Genomic DNA, 14,332 nt, shown 5'->3' on the forward strand with positions numbered 1-14,332 from the left:
GACGGGTCAGTCTCGGGCGCGACGGGGGCCTTGCGGCAAGCCCCCCGCGCGGTTCTATGGTGAGCGGCGGGCAGGGCGCGCCCGTTCTCGGGTGTCGGCCGCGGAGCCTAGGCTTGGTCCACGATGACCTCCCTGTTCGACAGCCTGTCCCTGCCCGGGTTCGACCATGCCGCGAAGGACGACACGGCACGCCTGCCGTCCACCGCCCCGCGCTGGGACGACGACGCCGCCGACCCGGCGTCGGGCGCGCCCGCCTGGGTGCGCGACGCCGCGGCCGAGGCCCACGACGGCGCCCACGACGGCGGGTCGGGCGAGGGTCGGCCGCGCTCGCGCGGGGCGTTCTCGCACCTGGACCCGGAGGCCCTGCTGGAGGGGCTGAACCCGCAGCAGCGGGCCGCCGTCGAGCACGCGGGCTCGCCCCTGCTCATCGTCGCGGGCGCCGGGTCGGGCAAGACGCGCGTGCTCACGCACCGCATCGCCTACCTGCTGGCCACCGGCCGGGCCCGGGCGGGGGAGATCCTCGCGATCACGTTCACCAACAAGGCCGCGGCGGAGATGCGCGAGCGCGTCGAGCACCTGGTGGGCCCGGCGGGCGGGCGGATGTGGGTCTCGACGTTCCACTCCGCGTGCGTCCGGATCCTCCGCAAGGAGGCCAAGACGCTCGGCCTGCGCTCCAGCTTCTCCATCTACGACGCGGCGGACAGCCAGCGCCTCATCACGCTGGTGACGCGCGAGCTCGACCTCGACGCGAAGAAGTACCCGGCGCGGTCGCTGGCGCACAAGATCAGCGACCTCAAGAACGAGCTGATCGACCCCGACGCGTACGCGCAGAGGACGGGCGCCGACGCCACGGAGGAGGGCTGGCGCGAGCGCGCGGCCCGCGCGGCGTCGTCGGGCTCGCTGCCGGCGCAGGCACCGGAGTTCGACACCGTGCTGGCGGACGTCTACCGGCGCTACCAGCAGCGGCTGGCGCAGGCGAACGCGCTCGACTTCGACGACATCATCATGACGACGGTGAACCTGCTGCAGGCGTTCCCGAACGTCGCGGAGCACTACCGCCGCCGGTTCCGGCACATCCTGGTGGACGAGTACCAGGACACCAACCACGCGCAGTACATGCTGGTGCGCGAGCTGGCCGGCGCGACGGTGGACGGGCCCGGCGTCGACGGCCTGGACCCGGCCGAGCTCACCGTCGTCGGCGACGCCGACCAGTCGATCTACGCGTTCCGCGGCGCCACGATCCGCAACATCGTGGAGTTCGAGGAGGACTACCCGGACGCCACGACGATCCTGCTGGAGCAGAACTACCGCTCCACCCAGACGATCCTCACGGCCGCGAACTCCGTCATCTCGCGCAACCCGGACCGCAAGCCCAAGCGGCTGTGGACCGACGCCGGCGCGGGGGAGAGGATCGTCGGCTACGTGGCCGACGACGAGCACGGCGAGGCGCGGTTCGTCGCCGAGGAGATCGACCGCCTCGGCGACAAGGACGGGGTGCGCCCCGGCGACGTCGCGGTGTTCTACCGCACCAACGCGCAGTCCCGCGCGCTGGAGGAGGTGCTGATCCGCGTCGGCCTGCCGTACAAGGTGGTGGGCGGCACCCGGTTCTACGAGCGCCGCGAGGTCAAGGACGCCGTCGCCTACCTGCGGGCGCTGGCGAACCCGGACGACGACGTGAACCTGCGCCGCGTGCTCAACGTGCCCAAGCGAGGGCTGGGGGACAAGGCGGAGTCGCTGGTGGCGTCGTTCGCCGATCGGGAGCGGATCTCGTTCGGGGCCGCGCTCGAGCGCGCCGACGAGATCGGCGGCATGACCTCCCGCACGTCCAAGCCGCTCACGGCGTTCCGCGACATGATGCGCGAGCTGCGCGCCCTCGTCGACGACGGTGAGCCGCCCGCCACGATCCTCGGCGCCGTCCTGGACCGCTCGGGCTACCTCGCGGAGCTGCGCGCGTCCGACGACCCGCAGGACGCGTCGCGCGTGGAGAACCTCGCCGAGCTGCACGCCGTCGCGGCGGAGTTCAGCGAGCTGGACCCGGAGGGCGACCTGGCCGACTTCCTCGAGCGCGTGTCGCTCGTGGCGGACGCCGACCAGATCCCCGACGAGGACGTGGCCGACGGCGAGGCCGAGCAGGAGCCCAAGGAGGACCAGGGCGTCGTCACGCTCATGACCCTGCACACCGCCAAGGGCCTCGAGTTCCCCGTCGTCTTCCTCACCGGCATGGAGGACGGCACGTTCCCGCACATGCGGTCGCTGCACGACGACTCCGAGCTCGCCGAGGAGCGGCGGCTGGCGTACGTCGGGATCACGCGCGCCCGGCAGCGGCTGTACATCTCCCGGTCGGCGGTGCGCTCCGCGTGGGGGGCGCCCAACGAGTTCCCGCCCAGCCGGTTCCTCGAGGAGGTCCCCGACGAGCTGTGGGACTGGCGGCGGCGCGAGTCGTCCACCCAGTACCTGCGCCGCGGCGGGTCCGCGTGGGGCGGTCAGGCACGGGGAGGGTCGGCGCGCGGCGGGGCCCGCGCCGGCTCGTCGGGCGGCACCTGGTCGCCGCAGCGGAAGTCGCCGTCCGAGGGCGTCGGGGGCCGGATCGGGCGCCCGAAGGACGCGGGCACGACGGCGGGCACGGGCGCGACCTTCGGATCGGCCACCCCGCGCAAGGACGCGGACGTGCCGTCGCTCGACGTCGGCGACAAGGTGACGCACGACGCGTACGGCCTCGGCACGGTCGTCTCGCTGGAGGGCAGCGGCCCGAACTCCGTCGCGCGGATCGACTTCGGCGCCGACGGCACCAAGCGGCTGCTGCTGCGCTACTCGCCGGTCACCAAGCTCTGACGGCCCTCGCGGGGTCGCCGCGCGGGCGGGGCGGTGCGCTGGCATCGTGACGGTGTGCTGCTCGACGCCAGGACGCTGCGCGGGCTCGCCGACGGGACGGTCTCGCACACCTACCGCCGGTGGTCCGTGGTGCGGGTGCGGCCGGGGTCGACGATGCGCACGCGCGTCGGCGTGGTCGAGGTGACGGCCGTCGACCCGGTGGGGCCGGAGGACGTCGACGACGACGCCGCCCGCGGCGCCGGGTTCCGGTCGGGGGCGGCCGCGCGGGCCTGGATCGAGCGCCGGGGCGAGGGCGAGCTGTACCGGGTGGGCCTGCGTCTGGCGGGCCCGGACCCGCGGGTCGCGCTGCGCGAGGACGACGATCTCGACGCCGCGGCCGTGGACGCGATCCGAGCCCGCCTCGCGCGGATGGACCGCGCCGCGCCCGAGCCGTGGACCCGCGCCTACCTGGAGCTGATCGCGGCGCGACCCGGCGTCGTCGCGCGCACCCTCGCCGAGGGCCTGGGCATGGAGCGCGACCCGTTCAAGATCCGCGTGCGCCGGCTCAAGGAGCTGGGCCTCACCGAGAGCCTCGAGGTCGGGTACCGCGTGTCGCCGCGCGGCCGCGCCTACCTGACCGCCACCGCCGAGCCGCGGGGCGCAGACCCGGTGCCGTGAGCGCTCGCGCGGGTCAGGCTGCGCGGGTCTCCTGCTCGGCGGCGGCGCGGAGGGTGGCGACGTCGCTGCCGGCGTCGTGGAGCGCGGACTCGAGGAGGCGGCCGCCGGGGCAGTCGGCACGCAGGACGCCGAGGAGCAGGTGGCGGTCGTCGATGCCCTTGTCGCCGAGGCGGATCGCCTCGCGCAGCGAGAGCTCGAGCGCCTTGCGGGCGTCGGCGGTGAACGGCCAGTGCTTGCGCCGTCGGGTGCTGCGCCGGGCGGCACGGTCGAGCGCTCCCGCGCCGAAGGTCTCGTCGGCGCGCCGGCTGACCGCGTCGAGATCGATCCCGACGGCCGAGAGGGCGTCGGTGTCGAGCACCTCGCCCCGTCGGACGGCGTCGCGGGCGAGCGCGGCGACGTCGTCGGGCCGGACGCCGCAGGCCTCCAGCGCGGCGGGCGCACGTCCTGCCCCCTCGGCGAGCGTGACCACCAGGTGCCGGGTGTCGATCGACTCGGAGCGCTCGCGCTCCGCGACCTCCACGGCGCCCTGCACCGCGGCGCGGGCGTCCTTCGTGAACCTCTCGAACATCAGATCCTCCTGCCGTGCTTCTTGTGGACCGCCTGCTTGCTCACGCCCAGCGCGTCCGCGACGTCCTGCCACGACCAGCCGAGCTGTCGCGCGCGCTCCACCTGGAGCGTCTCGAGCCGGTCCGCCAGGTCGCGCAGCGCGCGGACGGCGCGGAGCCCTTCCGTGGGGTCGTCGCCGGCGGCCGCGCCGACGAGCGTCTTCTCCGTCATGCCGTCAACTATGGTTGACGCCCCCCGCCTCTGTCAACCCCGGTTGACGCGCTCGGGCGGCGGCGTGTGGGATCGGTCACCTGCGGCGGGGGATTGCAGGGCCGCGGTTCCCGGCGTCGTGCGGGTCGGACTACCCTGTTCGGGGATGTCTTGATGTCGAGACAACCGTTCGTGCCGGCCTCTGCCGACCCAGGGGCACCACCGATGGAAGGACGCAGCAGGGTGGACCTGTTCGAATACCAGGCTCGCGACATCTTCGAGAAGCACGGCGTGCCCGTGCTCGGCGGCGTCGTCGCGACGACGCCCGAAGAGGCTCGCGCGGGTGCAGAGAAGCTCGGCGGCGGGACCGTCGTCGTCAAGGCCCAGGTGAAGACCGGTGGCCGTGGCAAGGCCGGCGGCGTCAAGCTCGCCCACTCCCCGGCGGAGGCCGAGGAGAAGGCCGGCGAGATCCTCGGGATGGACATCAAGGGCCACACGGTCCACCGCGTGATGATCGCGCAGGGTGCCAAGATCGCCGAGGAGTTCTACTTCTCCGTGCTGCTGGACCGCGCGAACCGCAACTACCTCGCCATGTGCTCCGTCGAGGGCGGCATGGAGATCGAGCAGCTCGCCGTCGAGCGGCCCGAGGCCCTCGCCCGCGTCGCCGTCGACCCGATCGTGGGCATCGACGCGGACAAGGCCCGCGAGATCGTCGACGCCGCGAACTTCGCCGAGGACTTCAAGGCCCCGGTCGCCGACGTCATCCAGAAGCTCTGGACGGTCTTCACGGCCGAGGACGCCACGCTCGTCGAGGTGAACCCGCTGGTCCGCACCGAGGACGGCTCGATCGTCGCCCTCGACGGCAAGGTCTCGCTCGACGACAACGCCTCCGAGGTGCGTCACCCGGACCACGAGGCGCTCGAGGACAAGGCCGCGGCGGACCCGCTGGAGGCCAAGGCCAAGGAGAACGGCCTCAACTACGTCAAGCTCGACGGCGAGGTCGGCATCATCGGCAACGGCGCGGGGCTCGTCATGAGCACCCTCGACGTCGTCGCCTACGCCGGCGAGGAGCACGGCGGCGTGAAGCCGGCGAACTTCCTCGACATCGGCGGCGGCGCCAACGCCCAGGTCATGGCCAACGGCCTCGACGTCATCCTCAACGACCCGCAGGTCAAGAGCGTGTTCGTCAACGTGTTCGGCGGCATCACCGCCTGCGACGAGGTCGCCAAGGGCATCGTCGGCGCGCTGGAGATCCTCGGCGACGAGGCCACCAAGCCGTTGGTCGTGCGCCTCGACGGCAACAACGTGGACCTCGGCCGCGCCATCCTGCGCGAGGCGAACCACCCGCTGGTCACCCTGGCCGAGACCATGGACGGCGGCGCGGCCAAGGCCGCCGAGCTCGCCCACCTCTGAGCGCCCCGCCGACGTCGAAAGCAGAGATTCGAGAACAATGTCGATCTACCTGAACAAGGACAGCAAGATCATCGTCCAGGGCATCACCGGCGGGATGGGTGCCAAGCACACCGCCCTGATGCTCGACTCCGGCGCGCAGATCGTGGGCGGCGTGAACGCCCGCAAGGCCGGCACCACCGTGACCCACAAGGACCACGAGGGCAACGACGTCACGCTGCCCGTCTTCGGCACCGTCAAGGAGGCCATGGCGGAGACCGGCGCGAACGTGTCGGTCCTGTTCGTGCCCCCGGCGTTCACGAAGGACGCGGCCATCGAGGCCGTCGACGCCGAGATGCCGCTGATCGTCGTCATCACCGAGGGTGTCCCGGTGCAGGACTCGGCCGAGGTCTTCGCCTACCTCCAGGGCAAGAAGACCCGCATGATCGGCCCGAACTGCCCCGGCATCATCACGCCGGGCGAGTCGCTGGCCGGCATCACGCCGCACACCATCACGGGCAAGGGCCCGATCGGCCTCGTGTCGAAGTCGGGCACCCTGACCTACCAGATGATGTACGAGCTGAAGGACCTCGGGTTCTCGACCGCCATCGGCATCGGCGGCGACCCGGTCATCGGCACCACGCACATCGACGCGCTCGAGGCCTTCGAGAACGACCCGGAGACCCAGGCGATCGTCATGATCGGCGAGATCGGCGGCGACGCCGAGGAGCGTGCGGCCGCGTACATCAAGGAGCACGTGACGAAGCCGGTCGTCGGCTACGTCGCCGGCTTCACCGCCCCCGAGGGCAAGACCATGGGCCACGCCGGCGCCATCGTCTCCGGCTCGGCGGGCACCGCGCAGGCCAAGAAGGAGGCCCTCGAGGCCGTGGGCGTGAAGGTCGGCAAGACGCCGTCCGAGACCGCCGAGCTCATGCGCGAGATCCTCAAGTCGCTCTGACCTGAGGGCGCTCCGGCGCCGCGCACGACACACAGACGGCGCCCGTCCCCCCACCGGGGCGGGCGCCGTCTGTGTGTCTGCCGGGTTCTGCCCGGCGCGCGGGTGACGATGGGCCGGTGAGCGCACCACCCGGCACCCGACCCCGCACCGCCCGGACCGTCGACGGCGACGGCCCCGCGCGGCGCCTCGGCCGCGGGGGCGAGCGCTTCGCCGCGGCCACCTCGGGCGCGTGGGCCACCGTGCAGGGCGTCGTGCTGTCCGGAGCGGTCGTCGTGCTGCTCGCGGTCGTCGGGGTGCTCGGCGGGTCGCCGGACTCCGCCTGGACCGGGGCGGTCGGCGTCGCCACGGGGCTGTGGCTGCTGGGGCACGGCGTGCCGATCGACGCGGGCGGCGGCGTGATCACGCTCGTGCCGCTCGGCATCGGCGCCCTCGCCGTGTTCACGACCTACGTGTCCGTCAAGCGCTCTGCGCTGCCCATGCCGTCCGCCTGGGTCGCGGCGACCGTGACCTACGCGGCGGCGACCGTCGCCCTCGCCGCCGCGACCGCCGGCGTGGCGGGTGGCGAGGGGCTCGCGGCCGCCGCCCCCCGGCTCGGCCTCGCGGCGCTCGGCGGCGCCGTCGTGGGCGGGGCGGGAGCCGCGCTCGGCATCCTCGTCCCGCCGGACCGGCCCGAGGTCGTCGTCCCCGGCGGTCTGCTCGACCGCGCGGTGCCCGACGTCGCGCGGCTCGGCCTGCGGGCGGGCACGGTCGCGCTCGCCGCGCTGACCGGGCTGGGGGCCGCGCTCACCCTCGTGTGGGTCGTGGCGGGGCGGGCGACGTCGGAGGACGTGGTGACCGGCCTCGACCCGGGCTGGATCGGCGGCATCGTGTTCGCCGTCGCGCAGCTCGCGCTGCTGCCCAACCTGGTGCTGTGGGCGACGTCGTGGCTGGCCGGGCCGGGGTTCGCCGTCGGGCAGGACACCGTGTTCGCCCCGGGCGGGACCGAGGCGGGCCCGCTCCCGGCCGTGCCCCTGCTCGGCGCGCTGCCCGGCCCCGACTGGTCCGGCCCGACGGCCGCGGTCGCCGGCCCGCTCGCCGTCGTGGCATGCGGCGCGCTCGCGGGCTGGTACGCGTGGCGGCGGCTCGACCCCGAGCGGGTCCGCTGGGCCGACCTGGCCCAGGTGCTCGCGGGCGTGGTGCTGCTCGCGGGCGTCACGACCGGGCTGCTGCAGCACTGGGCCGGGGGAGCGGTCGGTGCCGGACGCCTGGCGCACGTGGGCGCGGACCCCCTGCTCACCGGCGCGATGGTGGCCGTCGAGGTCGGCGTCGGGGCGGCGGTCGTGCTGGCGTGCGCGCACCTGCAGGTCGGTGCGCGGCTGCGGCGGGAGTAGGCCGCGGCCTCCTTCCGGGCGCGACGGACGGCGGGGACGCGCGGGTAGGGTGACGTCGTGCAGACCCCGTCCGGCCACCCCGTCGCGTCCACGTCCGCCCAGGGCACGGCCCAGGCCAGGCTCGTGGTCCTGGCCTCCGGCGGCGGCTCCAACCTCGCGGCGCTGCTCGCCGCCCACGACGACCCGGCCTACGGCGCCCGCGTCGTCGGCGTCGTCTCCGACAAGCCCGGTGCCGGGGCGCTCGACCTGGCCCGCGACGCAGGCGTGGCGTCCGTCGTCGTCGCCCCGCAGGACTTCGAGGACCGCCCCGCGTGGAACGTCGGCGTGGCCGAGGCCGTCGCCGTCTTCCGGCCCGACTACGTGGTGCTCGCCGGGTTCATGCGGATCCTCGCGCCCTCGTTCGTCGAGCGCTTCGCGGGGCGGATCGTCAACACCCACCCCGCGCTGCTGCCGTCGTTCCCCGGCGCGCACGGCGTGCGGGACGCCCTCGCCTACGGCGTGAAGGTCACCGGCTGCACCGTGCACGTCGTCGACGCCGGCGTCGACACCGGGCCGATCCTGGCGCAGGCCGTCGTCCCCGTGCTCGACGGCGACGACGAGTCCGCCCTGCACGAGCGGATCAAGGTCGCGGAGCGTGCGCTGCTCGTCGAGACCGTCGGTCGCGTCGCCCGCGAGGGGCTGCGCGTCGACGGGCGCCGCGCGCTCGTCGGCTGACGACGGCCGTCGACCGCGGGGACGTCAGACGGTCGGCTCGCGGGCGGTCTCGCCGCTGACGTCGTCGCGCGGGCCGAAGGCGCTCAGCACCTGGTAGACCTCCCGGGCGACGCCGGGCTCGTCGCGCGCCTCCTGGTGGCTCCGGTCGGCCCAGCGGCTCAGCAGCTCGGCGACCTCGAGCGCCATCTGGTCGGCCTGCTCCTTCGTGAGCAGCATGGTCAGGAGCATGAACTGCCGCTTGGCGTCGTCGTCGTCGCCGTCGTGGTGCGCGAAGACGTCGGCGGTCCACTGCAGCGCGGGGCGGACGATCGCCTCCCCGGCGCCGGGGGAGTCCGACTTCACGCGGTAGCTCTGCGCCACGTTGGTCCAGACCCGGTCGCGCTTGTCGCGCGCGTGCTCGGGCGCCTCGACGATCATCCCGGCCTTGGCGAGCACGCGGAGGTGGAAGCTCACCGAGTTGGCGGGCTGCCCGATCGCCTCGGCGAGGTCGGCGGCGCGGGCGTGCTCGAGCACCGAGAGCTGCATGAGGATCCGCTGCCGCACGGGGTGGGCGAGAGCGCGGAGCGCCTCCGGCTCGGTGATCTCCATCGTCTCCTGCACGTGCGCGAGCCTAGCAAGATCCCGCAGGATTCAGTGCGCAATGACTATTGCGCAATAGATGTTGCGGGATTACGGTCGTGCCCATGACGCAGACCACGGCGGCCGCGGAGCCGCTTCCCTCGAGTGAGACGCCCCACGTCGGAACCGCGGCTGGCGCCGCCGAGGGCCCGGCGCCGCTGCGCCGCAACCGCCCGTACGTCCTGCTGATGTCCGGCCTCACGACCCAGTCGCTCGGCGGCAGCGTCGCCCGGTTCGCCGTGCCGCTGCTCGCGCTCGGGCTCACCGGCTCGGCGGCTGCCGCGGGCACGATCGCCGCGGTGGGCCAGGCCGGTGCGCTCCTCGCCACGCTGCCGGCGGGGGTCGTCGCGGACCGGACGGACCGTCGTCGGCTGGTCGTCGCCGCTGCCTCGGTGGCGGCCGTGCTGTGGGCGTCCGCGGTCGTCGCCGCGGCCCTCGGCGGCCTGACGGCGTGGCACCTCGCGGCGGTCCTGTGCGGGTCCGCCGTCGCGGCGGCCTTCCTCGACCCGGCGATCAGCGGCGCGTTCCGGGCGGTGGTGCCGACCGCACAGCTGCCGACCGCCTACGCGACGGCCCAGGGCCGCGACGCCGTCGCGGGGATCGCCGGCGGCCCGGTCGGCGGCCTGCTCTACGGCGTCGCGGCGGCGCTGCCGCTGGTGGGCGCGGTGGTCGGGCACGCCGCGACGGCCCTGTGCGCGTGGTTCGTGCGCGCCCCGCTCAACGACGACGTGATCGAGGCGCGTGCGACGCGGCCGCTCGCCGCGCTGCGCGAGGGGCTGAGGTACGTCTGGGCGGTGCCGCTGTTCCGGGCGAGCCTCGGCCTGTTCGTCGCGGTGAACGTCGCCGTCAACGGGATGCTCGTCGGGATCAACCTCGAGCTCGCGCGCACGGGCACGCCCCCGGTCCTCATCGGCGTCGTCGGCACCGTGGCCGCCGGCTCGATGCTGCTGGGCGCTCTCGCGGCCCCGGCCCTGGTCGCGCGGCTGCGCCTCGGCGTCCTCACGGTGCTGGCGCTCGTCCCGGTCGTGCTCGCCTTCGTGGGCATGGCCCTGCTCCAGACCTACGTCGCGTACGTGGTGCTGGTCGGGATCGGGATGCTCCTGGTCCCCGCGGTGAACTCGGCCATGGCGGGCTACACGGCCGCGATCACCCCCGACCGGATGCAGGGTCGTCTCGCGTCCGTGCTCGGGCTCAGCGGGGTGGCGGCGATGCCGCTCGCCCCGCTGGTCGGCGGCACCCTGCTCGAGGCCGGTGGCATCGGCGTCGTGCTGTGGACGCTGGTGGCGCTGCTCGCCGCGACCGTCGTCGGGCTGGCCCTGGTGCGGTCGCTGTGGCGGGTCGGCACCCCCGACACCTGGGCCGACGACGTCCTCCCGATGCCCGCCGAGTGACCTCGAGGGCCGTCAGGGCCACGTGGGTACCGGTACCCGCGTGGCTCTGACGGGTCGGGGTCAGACGGCGGACCAGCCGCCGTCCGACGCGAGGATCGCGCCGTTGAGGTTCACCGCGTCGGTGGACAGCAGGAACGTGATCGACGCGGCGAGGTGCTCCGCCGTCGCGATGCCGGGGATGTTGCCCATGTAGCGGCCCAGCCGCGCGCCGCCGAACTCGGCCTGCGCGGGCACCTGGATGCCGGTGGCGACGCCGCCGGGCGCGACGGCGTTCACCTGCACGCCCGTGCCGGCGTACATCACGGCGGAGGACCTGGTGAGCCCGACGACGGCGTGCTTGGACGCCGTGTACGCGGCGCCCGCGGCGGACCCGCGCAGGCCGGCCTCCGAGGCGACGTTGACGATGCGGCCGCGGCCCGCGGCGAGCATCCCGGGCAGGACGGCGCGCATGAGGCGCATCGTGCCGTCGACGTTCACGCGCATCACGCGCTCCCAGGTCGCGTCGGTGAGCTCGTGCACGGCGCCCATGTCGTCCATGATCCCGGCGACGTTGGCGAGGGCGTCGACGCGCTCGCCGGCGGCGCGCACGATCTCCTCGACCGACTCGGCCGACGTGATGTCGCCCGCGACGGTGACGACCTCGGCGCCAGGCACGACGCCGGCCAGGGACGCCGCGAGCTCGTCCAGCTTCTCCTTCGCCAGGTCGACGGCGACGACGCGGCCGCCCTCGCGCGCCACGCGGGACGCGACGGCGCGGCCGATGCCCGAGGCCGCTCCCGTGACGACGACGGTCTGGCCGGCGAAGCGCCCCGGCGTGACCTGCTCGGCCCAGGGCGCGGGGGCGGCGGAGCCGCCGTCCGCGCGGTCGGCGCCGGTGTCGTCGGGCGCCTGCTCGCGGTACGCGGCGACGAGGCCGTCGACCATCTCGGCGGGGAACTGCCCGTTCGACAGCGCCACGAGCTGCTCGAGCGGCAGGTTGCGCGCCGGGGCGAGCGCCTCGGCCGACGCGCCGGCCTGCTCGAGGACGGCGCCGAGGATGCGGCCTCCGACGGGGTGGTCGAGCCACTCGCCGACGGTCGAGGATGCGGACAGGGCCATGGTGCTCTCCTTGCTGGCTGGTCCCTCACGGGCTCTCGTACTAACCGGACAACACTGTCCGGTTGTTAGTCTATTCCGGTGCCCACCGCCCGGAGCAACCCGCGCCCGTCCACCCGGAGCAACCCCGGCCCCGCGGCGGCGGCCCGCAACCGCGCGGCGCTCCTGGAGGCGGCGCACGCCGTCTTCGCCGAGTCCGGCACGGCCGCACCGCTCAGCTCGGTCGCGCGACGCGCCGGCGTCGGGCAGGGCAGCCTCTACCGGCACTTCCCGGACCGCGTCTCCCTCGTGGCCGCCGTCGTCGAGGAGAACGTGGACGCGCTGGAGGCGGCGTCGGCCGCCGGCGCCGCGCTGCCGGAGCTCCTCGGCCTCGTGACGCGGCACGCCATCGAGTCCGTCGGGGTGGTCGACCTGCTGGTCGAGGACCGGCCGGGGCGCATGCTCGAGCTGCGCGACCGTGTCGCCGCCGTGCTCGCCGCGCACCGCGACGCGGCGCTCGCGGCCGGCCAGGTGCCCGCCGGCACCTCCGTCGAGGACCTCATGCTCGGCGTCGAGCTCGTGGCCGGAGCCCTCACCCGACGCCCCGCGGCGGACCGGGCGGACACCGCGGCCCGGGCCTGGCACCTGCTCGGCATGGACGTCGCTCTGCCGTGACCGCGCTCCGTGACCGCGCTTCGTGACCGCTGCAGTGACCGGTCCCGACGACGTTCGGTAGACTCGCCGCGGCCGTGACTGGCGAGGGTGGGTCACCACCGGGGAGCGGCCGACACGTCCCGCCATGCGCGCCGCCCGCCTGGGTGCGAGGGTCTTTCCGCGAGAGAACCCGCCCGAGGAGAACACACTCATGTCCGGAGCACACTCCGCCGCCCACGTCACCGCCCCCGACGTCCAGCTCGCCGACGACGCCCAGCGTCCCGTGCGCCGTGCGCTGCTCAGCGTCTACGACAAGACCGGCCTGACCGAGCTCGCCACCGCCCTGCACGCCGCGGGCGTGGAGCTCGTCTCCACCGGCTCCACCGCCACGACGATCGCCGACGCCGGCGTCCCCGTCACGCGCGTCGAGGAGCTCACCGGCTTCCCCGAGTGCCTCGAGGGCCGCGTCAAGACGCTGCACCCGCGCGTGCACGCCGGGATCCTGGCCGACACCCGCAAGGCCGACCACCTCGCCCAGCTCGCCGACCTCGGCATCGAGACGTTCGAGCTCGTCGTCGTGAACCTGTACCCGTTCGCGGCGACGGTCGCGTCCGGCGCCGGCCCGGACGAGGTCGTCGAGCAGATCGACATCGGCGGGCCGTCGATGGTCCGCGCTGCGGCGAAAAACCACCCGAGCGTCGCCGTCGTCGTCGACCCGGCGCGCTACGACGACGTCGTGTCCGCGGTCCAGGGCGGCGGCTTCACCTTCGCGCAGCGCAAGCGCCTCGCGGCCGCCGCGTTCGCGCACACCGCGCAGTACGACGTCGCCGTGGCCTCCTGGTTCGCCAGCGTCTACGCGCCCGACGAGACCGCCCTCGAGTCGCACATGCCCGACGTCGCCGGCGCGGCGTTCGAGCGCGCCGCGGTGCTCCGCTACGGCGAGAACCCGCACCAGAAGGCCGCGCTGTACACGCGGACCGACGGCGGCACCGGCCTCGCCCAGGCGACCCAGCTGCACGGCAAGGCCATGAGCTACAACAACTACGTGGACGCCGACGCCGCCTGGCGCGCCGCGCACGACCACGAGGGCCCCGCGGTGGCGGTCATCAAGCACGCCAACCCGTGCGGCATCGCCGTCGGCGACGACGTCGCGCAGGCCCACGCCCGCGCGCACGCCACCGACCCGGTGTCGGCGTACGGCGGCGTCATCGCGGCCAACCGGGTCATCACGAAGGCCGCGGCCGAGGGGATCGCGCCGATCTTCACCGAGGTCGTCGTCGCACCGGGATTCGAGCCCGAGGCGCTCGAGATCCTGCAGAAGAAGAAGAACGTGCGCCTGCTCGTCGTCGACACCCCGCCGCACGCCGTCGCCGAGAACCGCCCGATCTCCGGCGGCATGCTCGTCCAGGAGGTCGACCGGTTCCAGGCCGAGGGCGACGACCCCGCGTCGTGGACCCTCGCCGCCGGCGAGGCCGCCGACGAGGCCACGCTCGCCGACCTCGCGTTCGCGTGGAAGGCCGTCCGCGCCGCCAAGTCCAACGCGATCCTCCTCGCCGCCGACGGTGCCGCCGTCGGCATCGGCATGGGCCAGGTCAACCGCGTCGACTCCTGCCGCCTGTCCGTCGAGCGCGCGAACACGCTCGCCGACGGGGCGGAGCGGGCGCGCGGCGCGGTCGCCGCGTCCGACGCGTTCTTCCCCTTCGCCGACGGCCTGCAGGTGCTGCTCGACGCCGGCGTCCGCGCCGTCGTGCAGCCCGGCGGGTCCATCCGCGACGCCGAGGTGATCGAGGCCGCTCAGGCCGCCGGCGTGACGATGTACCTCACCGGGACGCGCCACTTCGCGCACTGACCCCGCGAGATAGAGAACCCCGGACCGCGAGATAGAGAGGCTCGGTCGGGACCGCACCCGGGTGCGGTCC

General features: G+C 74.5%; 13 protein-coding genes. 9 read left to right on the forward strand and 4 right to left on the reverse strand.

Going from position 1 to position 14,332, the window contains the following annotated elements; all coding sequences use genetic code 11:
* Window positions 1-123: 123 nt before the first annotated feature.
* Both ACFCZN_RS19405 and ACFCZN_RS19410 read left to right on the forward strand, forming a co-directional pair.
* A complete protein-coding gene (locus tag ACFCZN_RS19405) occupies window positions 124-2,832 on the forward strand; it encodes a UvrD-helicase domain-containing protein (RefSeq protein WP_429766172.1) in 2,709 nt (902 codons plus the stop codon).
* 54 nt (window positions 2,833-2,886) lie between these two features.
* Complete coding sequence (locus ACFCZN_RS19410) at window positions 2,887-3,489, forward strand: hypothetical protein (RefSeq protein ID WP_429766174.1); 603 nt, start codon at window positions 2,887-2,889, stop codon at window positions 3,487-3,489.
* A 13-nt stretch (window positions 3,490-3,502) separates the two neighbouring features.
* On the opposite strand, the gene ACFCZN_RS19415 is transcribed toward ACFCZN_RS19410, so the two are convergent.
* Both ACFCZN_RS19415 and ACFCZN_RS19420 read right to left on the reverse strand, forming a co-directional pair.
* On the reverse strand, window positions 3,503-4,057 hold the full coding sequence (locus ACFCZN_RS19415; RefSeq protein ID WP_430557846.1) for a Clp protease N-terminal domain-containing protein: 555 nt from the start codon (window positions 4,055-4,057) through the stop codon (window positions 3,503-3,505).
* The gene (locus ACFCZN_RS19420) at window positions 4,057-4,266 is read right to left on the reverse strand and encodes an RNA polymerase subunit sigma-70 (protein ID WP_429727962.1); all 210 of its coding nucleotides are present in this window, start codon (window positions 4,264-4,266) and stop codon (window positions 4,057-4,059) included. The genes ACFCZN_RS19415 and ACFCZN_RS19420 overlap by 1 nt, the downstream gene beginning before the upstream one ends.
* A 222-nt stretch (window positions 4,267-4,488) precedes the next feature.
* On the opposite strand from ACFCZN_RS19420, the gene sucC reads away from it, so the two are divergent.
* The 4 genes from sucC to purN all read left to right on the forward strand — a co-directional run bounded on the left by sucC (window position 4,489) and on the right by purN (window position 8,676).
* On the forward strand, window positions 4,489-5,658 hold the full coding sequence (gene sucC / locus ACFCZN_RS19425; protein ID WP_430557847.1) for an ADP-forming succinate--CoA ligase subunit beta: 1,170 nt from the start codon (window positions 4,489-4,491) through the stop codon (window positions 5,656-5,658).
* A 37-nt stretch (window positions 5,659-5,695) separates the two neighbouring features.
* A complete protein-coding gene (gene sucD, locus ACFCZN_RS19430) occupies window positions 5,696-6,592 on the forward strand; it encodes a succinate--CoA ligase subunit alpha (protein ID WP_429766179.1) in 897 nt (298 codons plus the stop codon).
* A gap of 116 nt (window positions 6,593-6,708) precedes the next feature.
* Entirely contained in the window at window positions 6,709-7,962 is a 1,254-nt protein-coding gene (locus ACFCZN_RS19435) for a DUF6350 family protein (protein ID WP_430557848.1), read from the forward strand.
* 57 nt (window positions 7,963-8,019) lie between these two features.
* Window positions 8,020-8,676, forward strand: coding sequence for a phosphoribosylglycinamide formyltransferase (gene purN, locus ACFCZN_RS19440; protein WP_430557849.1), 657 nt, complete (start codon window positions 8,020-8,022; stop codon window positions 8,674-8,676).
* A 24-nt stretch (window positions 8,677-8,700) separates the two neighbouring features.
* Here purN and ACFCZN_RS19445 read toward each other — a convergent pair whose 3' ends face one another.
* Window positions 8,701-9,276, reverse strand: a complete 576-nt coding sequence (locus ACFCZN_RS19445) for an ArsR/SmtB family transcription factor (RefSeq protein ID WP_429766184.1) — start codon at window positions 9,274-9,276, stop codon at window positions 8,701-8,703.
* 83 nt (window positions 9,277-9,359) lie between these two features.
* On the opposite strand from ACFCZN_RS19445, the gene ACFCZN_RS19450 reads away from it, so the two are divergent.
* Entirely contained in the window at window positions 9,360-10,685 is a 1,326-nt protein-coding gene (locus ACFCZN_RS19450; protein ID WP_430557850.1) for an MFS transporter, read from the forward strand.
* 60 nt (window positions 10,686-10,745) lie between these two features.
* Here the strand turns inward: ACFCZN_RS19450 and ACFCZN_RS19455 are convergent, their stop codons facing one another.
* Entirely contained in the window at window positions 10,746-11,783 is a 1,038-nt protein-coding gene (locus tag ACFCZN_RS19455) for an SDR family NAD(P)-dependent oxidoreductase (RefSeq protein WP_429766188.1), read from the reverse strand.
* 78 nt (window positions 11,784-11,861) lie between these two features.
* Here ACFCZN_RS19455 and ACFCZN_RS19460 point away from each other — a divergent pair, with 78 nt between their 5' ends.
* Both ACFCZN_RS19460 and purH read left to right on the forward strand, forming a co-directional pair.
* Window positions 11,862-12,434, forward strand: a complete 573-nt coding sequence (locus ACFCZN_RS19460) for a helix-turn-helix domain-containing protein (protein WP_430557851.1) — start codon at window positions 11,862-11,864, stop codon at window positions 12,432-12,434.
* A 190-nt stretch (window positions 12,435-12,624) separates the two neighbouring features.
* Window positions 12,625-14,262, forward strand: a complete 1,638-nt coding sequence (gene purH / locus ACFCZN_RS19465) for a bifunctional phosphoribosylaminoimidazolecarboxamide formyltransferase/IMP cyclohydrolase (protein ID WP_430557852.1) — start codon at window positions 12,625-12,627, stop codon at window positions 14,260-14,262.
* Window positions 14,263-14,332 lie beyond the last annotated feature (70 nt).

It is taken from the genome of Isoptericola sp. NPDC056134, assembly GCF_042264825.1.
In the GTDB taxonomy this organism is placed as follows: Bacteria; Actinomycetota; Actinomycetes; order Actinomycetales; family Cellulomonadaceae; genus Isoptericola; species Isoptericola nanjingensis.

Excerpts from the sequence above, each read along its gene's own strand:
- ACFCZN_RS19405 (WP_429766172.1), top strand. The coding sequence starts at position 124 with ATGACCTCCCTGTTCGACAGCCTGTCCCTGCCCGGGTTCGACCATGCC.
- ACFCZN_RS19415 (WP_430557846.1), bottom strand. The coding sequence starts at position 4,057 with ATGTTCGAGAGGTTCACGAAGGACGCCCGCGCCGCGGTGCAGGGCGCC.
- ACFCZN_RS19420 (WP_429727962.1), bottom strand. The coding sequence starts at position 4,266 with ATGACGGAGAAGACGCTCGTCGGCGCGGCCGCCGGCGACGACCCCACG.
- sucD (WP_429766179.1), top strand. The coding sequence starts at position 5,696 with ATGTCGATCTACCTGAACAAGGACAGCAAGATCATCGTCCAGGGCATC.
- ACFCZN_RS19450 (WP_430557850.1), top strand. The coding sequence starts at position 9,360 with ATGACGCAGACCACGGCGGCCGCGGAGCCGCTTCCCTCGAGTGAGACG.
- ACFCZN_RS19455 (WP_429766188.1), bottom strand. The coding sequence starts at position 11,783 with ATGGCCCTGTCCGCATCCTCGACCGTCGGCGAGTGGCTCGACCACCCC.
- purH (WP_430557852.1), top strand. The coding sequence starts at position 12,625 with ATGTCCGGAGCACACTCCGCCGCCCACGTCACCGCCCCCGACGTCCAG.